The sequence below is a fragment of the Paraburkholderia sp. D1E genome (assembly GCF_052682275.1).
In genome coordinates this window covers 723,780-740,099 of the sequence record NZ_JBQYMB010000001.1, presented here as the reverse complement: position 1 = coordinate 740,099, position 16,320 = coordinate 723,780, and the positions used below count along the sequence as shown (strand labels likewise).

16 protein-coding genes are annotated in these 16,320 nt (G+C 59.6%); 4 read left to right on the top strand and 12 right to left on the bottom strand.

The window, feature by feature from the left end; genetic code table 11:
* Positions 1–10: 10 nt before the first annotated feature.
* From ACUN0E_RS03490 to ACUN0E_RS03470, 5 genes are all read right to left on the bottom strand, one after another.
* On the bottom strand, positions 11–394 hold the full coding sequence (locus ACUN0E_RS03490; protein WP_408223924.1) for a hypothetical protein: 384 nt from the start codon (positions 392–394) through the stop codon (positions 11–13).
* A 104-nt stretch (positions 395–498) separates the two neighbouring features.
* The gene (gene ppnP / locus ACUN0E_RS03485; RefSeq protein ID WP_445565666.1) at positions 499–819 is read right to left on the bottom strand and encodes a pyrimidine/purine nucleoside phosphorylase; all 321 of its coding nucleotides are present in this window, start codon (positions 817–819) and stop codon (positions 499–501) included.
* A 243-nt stretch (positions 820–1,062) separates the two neighbouring features.
* Complete coding sequence (locus tag ACUN0E_RS03480) at positions 1,063–1,776, bottom strand: hypothetical protein (protein ID WP_445565665.1); 714 nt, start codon at positions 1,774–1,776, stop codon at positions 1,063–1,065.
* A gap of 3 nt (positions 1,777–1,779) precedes the next feature.
* A complete protein-coding gene (locus ACUN0E_RS03475) occupies positions 1,780–2,100 on the bottom strand; it encodes a hypothetical protein (RefSeq protein WP_445565664.1) in 321 nt (106 codons plus the stop codon).
* Positions 2,072–2,836, bottom strand: coding sequence for an SDR family oxidoreductase (locus ACUN0E_RS03470; RefSeq protein WP_445565663.1), 765 nt, complete (start codon positions 2,834–2,836; stop codon positions 2,072–2,074). The genes ACUN0E_RS03475 and ACUN0E_RS03470 overlap by 29 nt, the downstream gene beginning before the upstream one ends.
* Before the next feature lie 139 nt (positions 2,837–2,975).
* Between ACUN0E_RS03470 and ACUN0E_RS03465 the strand changes: the two genes are divergently transcribed.
* Positions 2,976–3,893, top strand: coding sequence for a LysR family transcriptional regulator (locus tag ACUN0E_RS03465; RefSeq protein ID WP_445565662.1), 918 nt, complete (start codon positions 2,976–2,978; stop codon positions 3,891–3,893).
* A gap of 57 nt (positions 3,894–3,950) precedes the next feature.
* On the opposite strand, the gene ACUN0E_RS03460 is transcribed toward ACUN0E_RS03465, so the two are convergent.
* Positions 3,951–4,877 (bottom strand): LysR family transcriptional regulator, encoded by a 927-nt coding sequence (locus ACUN0E_RS03460; RefSeq protein WP_445565661.1) that lies wholly within the window; start codon positions 4,875–4,877, stop codon positions 3,951–3,953.
* A gap of 182 nt (positions 4,878–5,059) precedes the next feature.
* On the opposite strand from ACUN0E_RS03460, the gene ACUN0E_RS03455 reads away from it, so the two are divergent.
* A complete protein-coding gene (locus tag ACUN0E_RS03455; RefSeq protein WP_408223907.1) occupies positions 5,060–5,764 on the top strand; it encodes an SDR family NAD(P)-dependent oxidoreductase in 705 nt (234 codons plus the stop codon).
* Positions 5,765–5,890: 126 nt separating this feature from the next.
* Here ACUN0E_RS03455 and ACUN0E_RS03450 read toward each other — a convergent pair whose 3' ends face one another.
* Positions 5,891–6,973 carry an IS630 family transposase gene (locus ACUN0E_RS03450; RefSeq protein ID WP_445565654.1) on the bottom strand — a complete coding sequence of 361 codons (1,083 nt, stop codon included), beginning with the start codon at positions 6,971–6,973 and terminating at the stop codon, positions 5,891–5,893.
* Positions 6,974–7,057: 84 nt separating this feature from the next.
* On the bottom strand, positions 7,058–7,957 hold the full coding sequence (gene gcvA / locus ACUN0E_RS03445) for a transcriptional regulator GcvA (RefSeq protein ID WP_408223904.1): 900 nt from the start codon (positions 7,955–7,957) through the stop codon (positions 7,058–7,060).
* Positions 7,958–8,101: 144 nt separating this feature from the next.
* Between gcvA and ACUN0E_RS03440 the strand changes: the two genes are divergently transcribed.
* A complete protein-coding gene (locus ACUN0E_RS03440; RefSeq protein ID WP_445565660.1) occupies positions 8,102–9,406 on the top strand; it encodes an adenylosuccinate synthase in 1,305 nt (434 codons plus the stop codon).
* A gap of 183 nt (positions 9,407–9,589) precedes the next feature.
* On the opposite strand, the gene ACUN0E_RS03435 is transcribed toward ACUN0E_RS03440, so the two are convergent.
* The 3 genes from ACUN0E_RS03435 to ACUN0E_RS03425 form a co-directional block, all read right to left on the bottom strand.
* A complete protein-coding gene (locus ACUN0E_RS03435) occupies positions 9,590–10,546 on the bottom strand; it encodes an alpha/beta hydrolase family protein (protein WP_445565659.1) in 957 nt (318 codons plus the stop codon).
* A 158-nt stretch (positions 10,547–10,704) separates the two neighbouring features.
* Positions 10,705–11,148, bottom strand: coding sequence for a thioesterase family protein (locus ACUN0E_RS03430; RefSeq protein WP_408223895.1), 444 nt, complete (start codon positions 11,146–11,148; stop codon positions 10,705–10,707).
* A 233-nt stretch (positions 11,149–11,381) separates the two neighbouring features.
* Positions 11,382–13,529 carry a hypothetical protein gene (locus ACUN0E_RS03425; RefSeq protein ID WP_445565658.1) on the bottom strand — a complete coding sequence of 716 codons (2,148 nt, stop codon included), beginning with the start codon at positions 13,527–13,529 and terminating at the stop codon, positions 11,382–11,384.
* Positions 13,530–13,995: 466 nt separating this feature from the next.
* Here ACUN0E_RS03425 and ACUN0E_RS03420 point away from each other — a divergent pair, with 466 nt between their 5' ends.
* Positions 13,996–15,276, top strand: coding sequence for an MFS transporter (locus ACUN0E_RS03420; RefSeq protein WP_445565657.1), 1,281 nt, complete (start codon positions 13,996–13,998; stop codon positions 15,274–15,276).
* A gap of 14 nt (positions 15,277–15,290) precedes the next feature.
* Here ACUN0E_RS03420 and ACUN0E_RS03415 read toward each other — a convergent pair whose 3' ends face one another.
* A complete protein-coding gene (locus tag ACUN0E_RS03415) occupies positions 15,291–16,283 on the bottom strand; it encodes a LacI family DNA-binding transcriptional regulator (protein ID WP_408223887.1) in 993 nt (330 codons plus the stop codon).
* Positions 16,284–16,320: the final 37 nt, after the last annotated feature.

Genomic DNA, 16,320 nt, shown 5'->3' with positions numbered 1-16,320 from the left:
GCGCGATACGCTATGTCTTTGGCAAGGTGGATTTGCCGCCACGTTTGCGCGGCTTCGGCTCGACACCCACGCGCGAGTCGCGTGCGAGAACGAGTGCCGTCATCCTTTCCACGACGGTTTCGAATGCCGGATCGTCTTGCGGGACATAAAGCCATTTTCCAAGCACCGGATGCGGGCGCAAGGCGGGCATTTCATCAATGAGTGCGGCGTGGCGCTCCTGCGATGTGCACACCAGTAAACCATTCCACGGCTTGTCGCGATCGGCGGCAACCAGACACAACAGGCCGTCGATATAGGCGGCATCGCAGCCGAACATCCGTTTGCTGATAAAAGTTGAATCGCGCTCGAATGCATCGAAGATCCAGACGAGCGAGTTGCGGATGGAAGAGGGCATTGACGTGAAGTCCCTGGCGACAAAGGCAAAGGCAAGCTTACACGCCTGTCCTGCCGCGCGCGCGAAGTCGCGTGGATTGCCGGGCACTATGTGCCCGGCCGTCTTTACAGATAGCTGCAGATGTAGTCGAGCGTTTCGATTACGTCGATATCGAAGCGACTCTTGCCGGGCACTGAAAACGACTCGCCCGCGCCATACGTCTTCCACTCGTCACTGCCTTTGAGGCGGATGCGGCATTGGCCGGCCTGTACTTCCATGAGTTCCGGCGCGTCGGTGCCGAAGTTGAGCGCGCCGGGCAAGATCACGCCCAGCGTTTTGCGCGAGCCGTCGCCGAAGAGCACAGTGTGCGAGACACACTTGCCGTCGAAGTAGACGTTGGCGCGTGTGATAACGGAAACCTGATCGAATTGCGTTGTGGCCGTCATGGCGGTCTTCCTTTGGGTCGTCGTGAATGGATACGGTGGCGCCGTGTAGCGGCAGCGGGCGGGCGCGATCTGCGTGAACCGCCCGCGCGGACTTTCGCTGGGCGCAAACCCGCAATCATACAGGCGGTGGGTGGCGCCAGTCAGTGGCCCTCGTGCAAGGGCGCTAGTTGTATGCGCCTATTGCACGCTGAACATGAGCCTGTCATCTCTCCGGCAACGCTGCAGTGTGACCCGGACGATCGATTAATCAACCCGGCACCAACGACCAGAATCCGGACACACAATGACCGGGTCGCCGTTCAGGCGGACTTGCTCTGTATCCGGTTGCAACGAGGTTGAAGGGGCGATGTCGAAGGCAACCTTAAGTGCATGCGCAACATGGGCATCTTCGATGGGAAGCTCCCAGGTCAGAAATATCTGGAGGCAATCCCGGTCCGGCGCGAAGTCGGCCGCATTAAAACCGCTGCTGCCACGCTGAATGACGCCATGAGGCTGGCCTGTGTCGAATATCACCGCCGTTCCCCGAGTCAACGGAATGCGCCGACCCAAAGAGGGAAAATGCAAGTCCAGCCCCTTATCCTCGCTCATGAAGAGATTGCAAAAGGCCGCACCGCCATATTGCGCACCGTCATGGTGGTACCTCGCGCCGCGGCAGGCCATGAGGGCGACGTCGCTGGCGGCAAGCACCGCGGGAAGTCCAAGCGCGCCAGTCCAATCGGACATTGCCTGCACGCAGCGCGTGTAGTCCGGCCAGCGCGCCCGCGCTCGCGGCAAAGGCATGGGTTCGACGTCGCCGGGCTCCAGGACCATGTGCGACGCTATTTCCCTTTCCCAATCTGCAAGCAGACGTGCGGGGGGCACAGGCACGTCTACCGTGCCAGATAGCACGATGTCGCTCACGCGCCGACTGCGGATAGCGTCGCCGCTCCAGAAATAGGAGGTCAGCATGTCTGACATTTTCTAACCTTGGCCCACCATGGGGACGTAATTCTCCAGTGATTTTATCTGCTCAGTCGCGACGATCGCCCCGACATAGCCGTCGGGGCGCGCGAGTACCCAATCGCCGGATTTTAGCGCGTAGGCGTCACGGGAATGATCTCCTTCGTCAATGACATCGCCGCGTGCACCAAAGGTATGGATGTGCAGGCCTGCGCGTGGTGCGACCAGATCGCGCTCGACTTCGTAGCCAAGGAGAGTCCAGTGAGTGCCCTTGATTGGTTTGGATTCCTTGATATTCCCGGCAAGCAGGCGTTTACGTACGCGTAATCGATGCACCGCCATCGACTAGCGAAGCGGTGCCGGTCACGAAGGACGAGTCGTCGGACGCCAGATAAAGCACCGAACGGGCGAGTTCTTCCGGCCGTGCGACCCGCTTGAGCGCATGCAGGCCGGTCACGAAGGCCTGTGACTCGGCGGTGTCGTTCATGTCGCGGTACATAGGTGTGTCCACGGCGCCGGGCAGAATGGCGTTGACGCGCACACCTTGCGGTCCGTACTCGGCCGCAAGCGCCTGCGTCAAACCAATCAATCCAGCCTTGCTCGCTGCGTATGCCGCAGTGCCGGGAAAAGCGAACGAGTAGCCGACGAACGTCGATGTGAAGATGATCGATCCACCACCTTGCTTCACCATCTCGGGGATCTGGTGCTTCGCACCCAAAAAGGCACTCGTCAGATTGGTTGCCAATGCGGCCGACCAGCCGGCCTCGGATATGCCCGTGGTCGGGCCCATTTCGCCCAGGGTGCCGGCATTGTTATAGGCGATGTCAAGACGGCCGAAGCGGCTGACGGCGAGCGCGACCAGCGCTTTCGCATAGTCCTCTGACTGCACGTCGCCGGCCAGAAACGCTACCTCGCCGCCTGCGCTGACGATCTCGGCAGCGAGTGTTTCAAGTTCAGCTTCACGGCGCGCCGCGATCACGACTTTTGCGCCTTCCGCGGCGAACAGTTTTGCGGTGGCACGGCCAATTCCCGCACTGGCGCCGGTCACAATGGCGACTTTTCCTGTCAAGCGTTCCATGTTCAATCTCCTGCTGCAGTTTGTTGACCAGTGCCCAATGCCCGGGTCCTTGTGAAGCAATATAGGCTTCAGAGATAAATGCAGGAAGGCACAAAACATGGGGATATCATTCAGTATTTATGAATGATTGGGGATGCACATGGACCGGTTGCGCGCTTATGAAGTCTTCGTGACCGTGGTGAGCCGCGGCAGCTTCACGCGTGCGGCGGACGCGCTCGAGACGTCGCCCGCCAATGTGACCCGCTACGTGAATGAGCTGGAAGCGCATCTCGGCACGCGCCTGCTGAATCGCACCTCACGCAAGCTGTCGCTCACCGAGGGCGGCGAGACTCTTTACGCGCGCTGCAAGTCGATCCTCGACGACGTCGCCGAGACCGAGGGGCTTGTTTCATCTGCATCGGTCGAGCCGCGCGGACGGCTGCGCATCAATGCGCCCGTTAGCTTCGGCATTCTGCATCTGGCGCCGTTGTGGCACGAGTTCATGCGGAAGTACCCCGGGGTAGAACTCGACGTTGCACTGATTGATCGCGTCGTCGATATCGTCGAGGAAGGCTATGACCTCGCCATTCGCATTTCAAGCGCCGGTTCGACTAGTCACGCGGCCCGCAAGCTGGCGACATCGAGAAACATTCTGTGCGCGTCGCCGGCCTATCTGGCGCGTTGCGGATACCCGGCGGCGCCGGCGGATTTGTTTGAGCACCGCTGCATCGGATACTCGTACGCCGCCACGGGCGACGAATGGCAACTGATGGACAGTGAGAACACGGCTCATAGCGTGAAGGTCAACTGCCACATGCATACCAACAATGGTGATACGGCACGCGCCGCGGCGCTCGCGGGGCAAGGCGTGATCTGGCAGCCCACCTTTCTGGTCGGCAGCGACCTACGCGCCGGCAAGCTCGTTCAGGTATTGCCTGAGTATCGCCTGCCTGACATCGACGTACTCGCGTTGTACCCGAGTCGTCGGCACCTGAGTGCGAAGATACGCACCATGATCGATTTCCTGGTCGATGCGTTCGGTGGTGTACCGCCGTGGGATCGGGTTGACGGAGGTTGAGCGGGTTTAAGGCCGGCTCTTACCGGAAGGTCCTTTCCTTCAAACTACATTGGGCCTTCACAGCCTTTCCCGACATACAGCTAGCGTCAGTTGCCGGAGCCAACGATGCACAGGATCGACTTCTAAACGAGGATGCCACATCTGCGACACCGTGATTTCCCCGGTCGTCACGGGAAGCTCGAAGGCGTAGTACGTAGTGGCGGACGCGGGCAATGCTTGCTGTTCAGGCTGCTTGCCCAGAAGCGATGCCGGCACAAGCGCGATCAAGTCGGAGGCTCGCGCCACCGCGAGTGCGGCGGGAAAACCTGGAACGACGGCGACAATCGTTCGCTCCAGTCCTAAAGCGGCCAGCGCCTCATCAACCGGTCCGCTTGTGCGACCGCGTCGTGAGGCGACGACATGGCCGAACGCGATGTACCGTTCGGGCGTCACCTCGCGCTCCATGGCGAGCGGGTGGCCCTGTCTGACCACACCAAGAAAGCGATCCCGGAATAGTGCCTGCACGCGGACTTCCGGACCCATTTCGCCCAATACACCGATCTCAAGATCAGCGGAGCCCTCGCGCAGATACGTCGCCGTCTTCTCGAGCTTGGGCGCAAAACGCAAACGCACGAGTGGCGCGGCCGCGGTCGCCGCAGCGATCAGTGAAGCGCCGAAGGCTTCCACAAAACCGTCGTTGGCGCGAATGGTAAAGGTCCGCTGCAGCGTTGAAAAATCCGGTTCCGTCGTTGAGGGACGAAGGACGGCACGTGCTTCATGAACCGCATTGGGCGTGCGTTGACGCAGCGCCTCCGCATGGGGTGTCAATACCATGCGACGCCCGGCCCGAACCAGTAGCGGGTCACCGGTCGCCTCGCGAAGCCGGGTGAGGGTTCGGCTCATTGCGGAGGCACTCAGCCCCAGGCGACGCGCAGCACCGGCTACGCTGCCATCGGCAAGCAATACGTCGAGCGCAATGAGTAAATTCAGATCGGGTTCGGGCATGCCTGATCGTAGCATCATCCGTCGAGACATGGCGTTTGGTGCAGGTTATAAGTGCAACTGCTGCGTCTTCCGCCATGTCTCGGTCATCGATATATTCCATGTATCGACTCGTGACCGGCCGCGTGGTACTTCAAATCCACGTTCTATCGGTTTCACTCGGGTCTCACTACAGGGAGCTATCAATGAACGACAACTCTTCGCAGAAAACCGTCCTCCTCATCGGTGCATCCCGCGGGCTCGGATTCGCCATGGTCGAGGAATACCTCAAGCGTGGCTGGCGAGTGATTGCCACTGGGAGGGAGGGCTCAACAGAAAAGCTGCGCCAACTCTCGGAAAGCACCCAGGGTGCGCTGGAGGTTGAAGCAGTCGATATCACGATTCCCGACCAGGTCGCTGCGTTACACGATCGTCTTGAAGATCGACGAGTGGATGTGCTTTTCGTGAATGCCGGCGTAAAAAACGACGATCGTGAAACGATCGCCGATGTCTCGACCGATGAATTTGTGCGCGTCATGGTGACGAACGCGCTGAGTCCGATGAGGATCATCGAGGCGTTCCAGGACCTTGTGCGGCCGACCGGAACGATCGGTGTCATGTCGTCCGGGCAGGGTAGTCTCACCAACAACACTAACGGCAATTACGAGGTCTACCGGGGCAGTAAGGCGGCTCTCAACATGTTTATGCGCAGCTTTGCGGCGCGTCACCAGGACGATCCGAAAACCTTGCTGTTGATGGCGCCTGGATGGGTCAAGACGGACATGGGCGGTCCTGACGCGCGTCTGAGTATCGAGGAAAGCATCCCGAACTTGCTGAGCACGATAGAGGCTTATGAAGGGCGCTCCGGGCTGCATTATCTGGACTACCTGGGAAGAGTTGTTCCCTGGTGAGTGGCGGCAGGAGGGCCGCCACTTGATAGCTGTCGATTAACGCGTCATAGCGCGAGATCTCCGCGCTAGTTCGGTCAAGAAAAACGGGATTTGGTCGGAAGCGATTTCTACGAGGTCGTCCATAGACTAGTATTCTGTCCCAGAAATAACTTTGCATAACCGAGCCACTTTCCGGAGAATGGAATCGGCTGTCGCGGTCCAGACGAAAGCCCGCTTGTGCTCGTTGTATTGCTCGATGTAACGCTCGATGTCGGCAATGAGTTGGCGCACGTTCCTGAACGACCCTCGACGGATCGCCTGCTGCGTAATCAGGCCAAACCAGCGTTCAACCTGATTGAGCCAGCTCGAGTAGGTCGGCGTGAAATGCATGTGGTAGCGCGTGTGCCTGGCCAGCCATGCCTTGACCTTCGGATGCTTGTGTGTCGCATAGTTATCGACAATCAGATGCACATCGAGATTGGCCGGCACCGCCAGGTCAATATGCCTGAGAAACGCCAGAAATTCCTGATGCCGGTGGCGCGGCTTGCATTGCGCAATGACTTCCCCTGTTGCAGTGTTGAGCGCAGCGAACAGGGTCGTGGTGCCATGCCGGACGTAATCATGCGTCACCCCTTCGAGATAGCCTAACCCCATCGGCAACATCGGCTGCGTACGCTCCAGCGCCTGGCACTGGCTCTTCTCGTCCACGCACAGCACCAGGGCATTGATCGGTGGGCTCAGGTACAGCCCGACAATATCGCGCACCTTCTCGACGAAGTACGGATCGGTAGACAGTTTGAAGCTCTTTGAACGATGGGGCTGCACACCGAACAGCGATAGATATCGGGCCACCGAACTCTTTGAAATCCCTGTCTGCGCAGCAGCGGAACGCACGCTCCAGTGCGTCGCCCCGTTCGGCTTCTCATGCAGTACCCTGGCGAGCAGTTCCGCTACCACCTCATCGTCATGTGTGCGCGGGCGGCCCGGGCGGGCTTCATCATGCAGGCCGGCAAGCCCGTGCGCGACAAACCGCTTCTTCCAGTGTGTGATCGCCGGTGGCGTCACTTCGCACTGCATCGCAATTTCCTGGCTCGTATGGCCATCAGCCGCCATCAAAACAATCTTTGCACGACGGACCAGAGAATGAGGCAGCGAACGTGAGCGGCTCATTGACAGCAATTGCTCTCGTTCCAGTTCCGACACCACAACCTCGATTCCCTTGCGTCCCATGGTCGCCTCCTGTTCTCCCGGATTTGATCATAGAACAATCGAAATTTACGACAAGTTATTTCTGGGACAGAATACTAGTTCCCACTATGCATTGCGTGAGAAACGCTGCCCCAGCTCGCGTAACCACGTCAGAAAGATATTGATGGCGGGATCCCCAAGGCGTGCATTGTGGACGTAGCTGCAGTAGCGCCATGCCGGCAGAGCCGGCCCGTCGAACGGAAACACGAGCCGACCCTCCTTGACATCGAGCGCTACAAGCGCGGTCGGGCCCATCGCAATACCCAGGCCATCAATGGCGGCCTGCAGGGTCAAATAAAAGTGGTCCAGTTGCTGGGAATTGCGTGCGGCCAGCCGAGGGTTGCCGCACGCCGCCAGCCATTCGGCCCAAAGGCCGGGATAGGTCGCCGTGTGCAGCAGGGTGTGATGCGCCAGGTCCGAGACATGGTGTATCGGATGAGATTCCAACACCTTGGGCGAGCACACCGGCAGCCGGACTTCCGACAGAAATTCGTTGACTACGTACCCTGCCGGTTTCTGCTCACTGCCGCGAATCGCCACGTCGCATTCGTCGCGGAGCTTTTCGATCGGTTCATCCGAAGTAGTCAGCCGGACTTCCACCGCGGGATTGGTCAGTTGGAAGTTGGAAAGCTGCGGCAGTAGCCATCGCAACGCGAAAGTAGTCGGCGCATTGACCCGGATGATCTGCTGTCGCGTGACCCGGAGTTGTTCATTGGTGGCCAGCGCGATGCGGTCGAGCGCCGCCGATATCTCCGACAAGTAAGCGCGCCCCGGCGCGGTCAGTACGACCCTTCGGCCGCGGCGTTCAAACAGATCGTGTCCAAGCCAGGCTTCCAGTTGTCCCACTTGCCGGCTCACGGCGCCGTGCGTGACACAAAGCTCGTCGGCTGCAGCTGAAAAGCTCTCGACCCTGGCGGCGGCTTCAAACACGCGCAGTGCGTTCAACGGTGGCAGACGACGTGGCATGCGGCGAATCTCTATGTGAGTTTTCCTGACAATTATGATGAGTTTATATCGATTTTCGTGCCTGCCGTCGGCCATTATATTGAGCCGGTTGGCAGCAGATCTGGTTCTCGATCTGTTCGATAAAGTCACCAGGAAGACTAACGTATGTCGAATGTTGTTGTGGTTGGCGCGCAGTGGGGCGATGAGGGAAAAGGCCGGATCGTGGATTGGCTTGCGGAGAAAGCGGACATTGTTGCCCGCTACAACGGCGGCCACAACGCCGGCCACACGCTGGTGGTGAATGGTCAGACCTACAAACTGGCGCTGCTTCCCAGCGGGATCGTGCGCGGCAAGCTTGGTTTGATCGGGAACGGTGTCGCCCTTGACCCTGAGGCGCTGCTGGCGGAAATTGACCGCATGGCCGCGCTGGGCATCCGCGTAACGCCGGAGGTGCTGCAGATCGCTGAGACGGCCACGCTTGTCCTTCCGGTTCATCGCGCGCTCGACGCCGCTCAGGAACGCTTGCGCGCCAAGCCGATCGGCACCACGCTACGCGGTATCGGTCCGGCATACGAAGACAAGGTTGGGCGCCGAGGCTTGCGCGTCTGCGACCTTGCTGAACCGGAACTGCTCGCTCAAAAGCTCGATGTACTGCTTGAGTACCATAACGCGTGGTTCCGCGGCCTCGGTCTGGAAGCTTTCCAGCGAGACGGGATGTTGAACGACCTGCTTGCCATGGCGCCAAGAATCCTGCCGTTCATGGGACGCGTCTGGGAACAGCTCGACCACGCCCATTCATCGGGCAAGCGCACGGTATTCGAAGGCTCGCAAGCCGTGATGCTTGACGTGGACTGGGGTAGCTATCCCTATGTGACGTCGTCGAGCACCGTCGCCGCTGGCGCGGCCAGTGGCACCGGCATCGCCCCCTCGCACCTTGGGCAGGTACTTGGCGTCAGCAAGGTCTATGCAACGCGTGTTGGCGAAGGCCCGTTCACGTCCGAAGTGGACGGAACACTCGGTGACGTGCTCCGGCAGCGCGGCGGCGAGTATGGCGTCAATACCGGCCGCCCGCGTCGCTGCGGTTGGCTGGACACTGTGCAATTGCGGCAGAGCACCAAGGTCGCCGGCATCAACCTGCTAGCGCTGACCAAGCTGGATGTACTCGACGGCTTCGATTCGATCTACGTATGTGTAGGCTACGAGCTTGATGGGAAGCGCATCGACTACATGCCGGCCACCCACGCCGAGCAGCAGCGGCTGCAGCCGGTTCTCAAGCGCTTTGATGGCTGGGACGGTTCGACCCGGGGCATCCGGTCTTATGGCGAGTTGCCCCGCCAGGCTGTGGCGCTGATTGAAGCGATTCAGCAGGAAGTCGGCATTCCGGTGTCAATGGTTACCACTGGCCCTGAACGTGATGACGCGATTGTCTTGCGATCTCCATTCCCGGAAACGGCCGGCATAGCAATCTGATCTCGCCGCCGCGCGCCTGGTACGGATCGGACGCGTATCAACGAATCCTGCCGTTACGCCTGCGGCATGCGAGCGGGTCGGCGGCGCAAACGTCAAACCAGCGAAGCAGGCAGCGCTGAGCCTGAAGCAGTGCGCCGAGTGGACTTATCCGACACGCGCGGTCAGCGCGGGCCACGCTGGGATCTACCGAACATTCGCTTGAAAAAACGTAAGCGCCATTTCGTCAAGCTGCTTGTGAAAGGCTGTGCGATCGAAGCCGTTCGCATCTACGCAGAGCCCGGGCGCATCGTTCTTCATTGTCGCGGAGCATGGCGCAAGAAAGGCAAAATGCGCTGCGTTGGAAACAAGATGGTATTCAGGTCGGTGAGGAAGGGCGTTGGCGAGTGCGGGAGCATTGCGGGGCAGCACGCCATCGCCGCCGAACTGAGACGCCCAAAGCTGAATGGGCGCTTTCACATTCTTCAGGCTCTCCGAGGTTGGGAATACATTGAGCGGGTCCGCCAGGACAAAGGCTTTGATCCGCGCGTCATGAGTCAAGGGATCGGTGGATACCTCTCGACGTCGGATCTGTTCGCAAATCGGAGCTTTCGGGTCCGTGCATGAAACATCGGCGTGCAGGAAATCCGGGTTGCCGCCGGCCAACACCAGGCCCGTGTAGCCGCCACGCGAAAAGCCAAAAAACCCTATCCGTTCCGGATCGATTCTGGCTGCGTCGGGCGCAGCGCTCAACATGTAATCGATAAGACGTTTTATGTCGGTCGGCCGCTCGACGAACTCGGACATCTCGCCCGCGCGACTCGAATCAGAGAATGTATCGCCTGGATGATTGATTGCTGCGACGACAAAGCCCGCGTCGGCAAGCGTCTCGGCAAGGTCATGGTGGCCAAGGAACGATCCGCCATGGCCATGTGAAATGACAACCAGGGGAAGCTTTTCGCCAACGGTCGGACAGTCGCGCCGCCCCTTCAGAACATATGGCCCGATCGGTACCTCTTGGGCAGGCGCTGCGCACGGCGTCCACACTATCGCTCTTAACGCCGGGCCGTTGGCATCAGGCGGAATCTGAACGAACTTTACTCCCGCGGCGTGCGCGATTGTCGTAGATAGGCACAACAGAACGGCCGATATGAACGTTTTCATGTGGTTTTGAGAGGCAATGTGTTTGCTTTCAATACCCTGATTGGCGGTATCACGGCGAAACTGATCAAAGGCTGAACTCGACCAGGTCCTGATTTTATTCTCTTGCGCAACCTTATCTATGATCGACCCTCCAGCCACACCGGAGCGAACCGGAAACGTCAGTCGACAGTGTTCACGTTCGGAAACTTGCCGCGGAACGCCTGCGGCATCGGCACGACCTTTTTCATCTCGTAGTTGAAGAACACGAAACCCGACTTCGCCATCGCGATAAGCGCGCCATCTACCGGCCGCGTGATGCGGAAGATGATGTCGCCGCCATACTTGTTGAAATCCATGATGCCGACTTCGAAGCACAGTTGGTCGCGCGCGTAGGCTTCAGCGCGATAGGTCGTGGCGAGATCGGTCACGATGATGCTCGTGTGCACGTCCTTCATGTCCTCGATGCCGGCGTCGAACAGGAAGCGTGCGCGGGCCTCGGAAATCATCGAGATCATCGAATCGTTCGCGAGGTGGTTCGCGCCGTTGATGTCGGTGACGCGCACCGTGAGATGCGTCGAGTAGTAAAACTGGTCTTCGGGAAACTGCAGCTGAATGCGGGCCATGGCGTGAAGGTCGGGATTGAGGGGGAGGCGTGCGCACTTGAAGGGCGCTGATGTCAGATTCTAGCGGTTTGACGTGAGGGGCCGTTGTCCCGGGCAGGCATGACCGCCTCTTGTCGCCCCGCACCAGCCGATCGAACCGTTCGGACCGCTGACCGCTTTTGAGTAACGAACAGTCCTTCTTCGAGCTTTGCGAGGCAACGCCGGCCCTTAAAAGGCCGGCGCACTTCATAGGATCAATTCGACCCGGCGTACTTCAGTGTCCAGCTGAACGTACGATTACTTCCCGCGTTGAGCGCGAAGGGGCGTGTCGTACAGGCAAAGTTCGAATGCAACTGCCCGATCGGAGTGGTCGACAACGGATTGGTTACCCCGGCCGCCATTTCGAAGTTAGACAGGACGCAACCGTCAAAACCCGTCGTGCCATAGCTGGTCGCATTACTATTGGCGTACTTAACCGAGAAACCATCGCTATTCATGGTGTTCTGGAAATCCGCAAAGGACGTGAAGTCCGTCTCGACCGCGATGGCGCCGGTCAACGTCCCAGAACTCAGCGTATCGGTTCGCGTCAGTGTGCCTTGACCAAACGTTAGAACCGTGTGGACCTGCAGGTCGATATCCGTGGCATAGGTTGCATTCTTAACGGCCTGCCGGAACTTGGTCGTGTCGAAAGAGACGACCACCTGGCCGTTGTTTTCCTGAACATTCAGGTTCTTATAATACGTGACCGGAATGTAGGTTTTCCCGTTATAGGAAACTTGCGGAATCAGCAACGCATAGCCCAGATCCGTTGTGCCATAAATCAGGTTGTCGGAGAACGGCGTCGGGTAATAGGGCGTGTACGAATTGTAGTCGGGTGCCTGGCTCAGATTCAGATTGATGACCCGCTTGCCGTCGCGCACGGTGATGAGCGCGGCGCTATACGGATGCGCGGTATCGGTGGGCAAGTTGTACCAGGTGAGCGTGTAATGCGGCTTTGTATTCAGCCACGCTTGCAGGTCGGAATCGGACATCGGCGCTTTGCCGTTGAAACCGAGCTTGTCCCACCACGCGTTCACATACATGTACTGGTGCAGCAGGCTGAAGTTCTCGCCCATCACGCGGGGCTTGCCGCGATACGCGTCGGTGCCGCGGCCCTTGACCCACATGTTCACGGACGGAGTCGGCAAGGTCGGGTCGTACCAGAACGTGTCGAAACGATAGGCCGCCTTGTAGATGAACGAATAGGCCACCTCCATTTCCTGAGCGGACAGTACGCCAGCATTTGCAGCAGCAGTCAGGATTTCCATAAAGGCTGAGTCCCCGTACGGCCCGATGGACCTGCCGTAGTTGAAACCCTGGCCGTCTGCGTTGAGCTGCGGAAGAATGAGATCGACTGACTTGCGCAGATAGGATTTCAATTCGGGCGTGAGATTGGCCTCATTGCCCATTTCGAACGTTCGCTCAACGACTTCGCCAATTAGCAGCGTGCTGTACCGATCGAAGCGTGCCTGATCATAATAGGTTGTATGGGTGTTCGAGGCCTCGTCGGAAAAGCCGCCGGACGAGTCCTTTCTAATGTGATTCGTGAGCGTGTACAGCAGCGCGTCGCGCGCGCCCATCGATGCCACAGCCGGGTCGGTGGCGGAAAAGAAAACCGGATTGCTCCATCCGAGTTTCTGTCTCAGCCCTGCGATACCGTAAGAGACGGCATAGTAATTCTGCGCCGTATTGAGCGATGCAACGTTGACCGGCACACCTGTGGCGGGGCACGTGTTCTTCGTGCCGCTCGCATCCGCGCCGAACATGTCGCAGAAGGTCAGGCGATTTTGCAGCGTAGCTAGCATTGCGTCACTGAAGACTTCGTTGAGCATGCCGTGCGCCTTGAAATTATTGAGCGCAACGAGGTAGTAGTACTCGCCCCAGGATGTATTTGCGTACGTGTAGTTGGCGCTGCTCGTCTGCGCCATCATGGCGGTCGTTATTTTCTGATACGTCGCGAGGTAATCCGCGTATTTCGGATCCCCTTTCGCTTTCATATCGATCAATATGTACGACAGGCCGAGCGCCAGTTTGCCAGGCAGAAATTTATCGCCCGTATTGGTATCGAGCACATGGACCGGGCTGCCGTCGCCCAGATCCATCACCACTTGTGTGAAATCAGGCGCTTTCTTGATGAGATCGAAGAGCGCTCTCATCTGCCCCATCATGGTTATGGATACGCCTGCTCCTGACGGGACGCTCGTATCCGTCGCTCCATAAACTATTCCGTGAAGAGACACGGTGGACGCAGAAGAAACTGGATTTTTCGGACCATCATCCAGGCCGCCTCCGCAAGCACTGACGAGAAGGAACGTCAGTGTACTGGCCGCAAAAATAACGGATGATTTTCTTGACGAATGCATTTTTTGTCTCCTGATTGTAAGTGGATCGATGCTGAAACTAGCAACTTCACAAGCGTGTCCGGCTGTTCGTCAGGCATTGGCTCGACGGAAGCCAGTAAAAACCCTAAGAAAAATCCGCTCGCCGTCGTTTCAATCTGTTCGCGCCGACACGACCCAACCGTGCCCCGCCAGTCCGCCTGATCTCCGCGCCGTCCCGATCTGCCGAGGCCGCTGCGCATGAGAACGAAAACGATTAACTCGACTTCGGGGCTAAATGGTCCCATCACTGAATCACAGTGCGCAAGACTAGGTAAACTAAGGACTAGACAGAGAGTAACAATACTTCTATTCTAGAAAAACGTTTTCCTAAATTGACGTGCTCGTGATGTGGCACACCTGCTTCGGCGCGCGTAGCGACCTCGGTGCTCCCCGCCTTCAATGACATATAGCGCGACGCGACGAGCGCCGCCGCGCAACGGAGACTCACATGCAAACCGCCGTCATCAGACGCGCACGCACCGCTGCCAGCGGTTACCGCTGGACGGTCTGCGCGCTGCTTTTCTTCGCCACCGTAATCAACTACATGGACCGCCAGATTCTCGGTCTGCTCGCGCCGGTGCTGCAGCACGACATTGGTTGGACCCAGGTGCAGTACGGCCGCATCGTGATCGCCTTCTCGGCGTTCTACGCGGTCGGCCTTCTGTGCTTCGGCCGGATCGTCGACTGGCTGGGCACGCGCATTTCATACGCGCTTGCAATGCTGATCTGGAGCGCGGCTGCGGTGTTGCATGCGGCGGTCGGCTCGGTGGCCGGCTTTGCCATGGTGCGTGCGCTGCTCGGCATCGGCGAGGGCGGTAACTTCCCGGCCGCCATCAAGACGACGGCAGAATGGTTCCCGCCGCGCGAGCGTGCGCTTGCGACCGGCATCTTCAACTCTGGCGCGAATATCGGTGCAGTGTTCGCGCCCGCAATCATCCCGCCGCTTGCGCTGGCGTTCGGCTGGCGCGCGGCGTTCGTGATCATCGGGGCGGTGGGCCTCGTCTGGCTGGCCGTATGGCTCGTGCTCTACCGGTCCGCAGACACGAGTTCGGTGGAGGACGGACAGGACGAAGTCGAGGCGCTCGATGCCGTCAACGTGAACGCTCGCGCGCCGGGCTGGGGCGCGTTGATCAGAAAGCGCGAGACGTGGGCGTTCCTGATCGGCAAGTTCCTGACTGACCCGGTGTGGTGGTTCTATCTGTTCTGGCTACCGAAGTGGCTTAACGAGTCGCGCGGCATGGACATGCAGCACATCGGCCTGCCGCTCGTCTGCATCTATGCGATGACGACCGTCGGCAGTATCGGCGGCGGCTGGCTCTCTTCGGCGCTCTTGCGTTCCGGATGGAGCGTGAACGCCGCGCGCAAGACGGCGATGCTGATCTGCGCGTGCTGCGTGCTGCCGATCGCGTTCGTCTCACAGGTCGATAATCTTTGGGGCGCCGTCGCGATCGTCGGACTGGCCGCAGCCGCACATCAAGGCTGGTCCGCGAATCTTTTCACCACGGCGTCTGATCTCTTTCCGAAGCGCGCGCTGGGCGCGGTTGTGGGGATCGGCGGGATGGCGGGTTCGATCGGCGCGGTGCTGTTCTCGGAAGTGATCGGACAGGTCCTGCAACGCACGGGCCACTACTGGGTACTGTTCGCGATCGGCGCGCTCGCCTATCTCGTCGCGCTTGCCGTCATGCAGATGCTGACGCCGCGCATGACGCCCGCGAAGCTTGACGCGTGAAAGCGCGAGGCGCGTCAGCCGCGGGCCGCTGTCGACTCACGGACGATGAGCCTCGGCTCGAACGTCGAATGCCCAGCCTCCGCATGGCCCGCGAGCGCGTCGATGAGTTTTTGCATCGCGAGCTCGCCCATCTTCTCGCTCTGAATATCGACGGTCGTGAGCGCGGGCGCTGCGTACTCGCCGTACGGGACGTTGTCGACGCCAGTCACCGAGAGATCCTGCGGCACCTTGATGCCGAGCGACGCCGCCTCTTTCATGAAGCCGAGCGCGATCAGGTCGTTGTAGCAGATCACCGCCTGCGGCCTGCGCGGACCGAGCATCACGCGCGAGCACGCGTCCTCGCCTGCCTGCGCCGTCGGCGCGTGAGCGTCGTACACGTCGAGCGTGAGGCCCGCCTCCTCCAGACATTCGCGCGCGCCGCGAATGCGCTCGTCGTTGATGCGTGCCTTCCCAAAACCGAGGTAGGCGATGTGACGATGCCCGAGGTTGAGCAGATGCCGCGCGAGCATGTAGGTTGCGAGCCGGTTGTCGATGCCGACGCTCGGGATCTGCAGCGCGTCGCTACGTCTCAACAGCACGACTGGCTTGCCGAGATCGAGCAACCACTGCGCGTCATTGTCGGGCATCCGCGAACTGACGATCAGGCCGTCGACCCGCTGCGCGAGCGCTTCGATCAGCGTGCGCTCACGCGTCTGGTTTTCGTCGGTGTCGACGAGCAGCAGCGTGTAGTCGTGCCGCAGCGCGACGCGGTTGGCGCCTTTCACGACGTTCGTGAAGTGCGGATTGCTGATGTCAAGAATGGTCAGCCCAATGGTGCGGGAGCGGCCGGTGATCATTGATCGCGCCAGCGGATTCGAGCGGTAGCCGAGTTCCTCGATCGCAGCCTTCAGGCGCGCCTCGACCGGTGCGGAGAAGCGCTGCGCACCGTTCATGTACTTCGACACCGTGGCGACCGACACGCCGGCAGCTGCAGCGACGTCGCGAATAGTTGGGGAAAGTTTTTTCATGCAAAAGGTAACGTTTTCTCTTTTGTTTACCGATTGT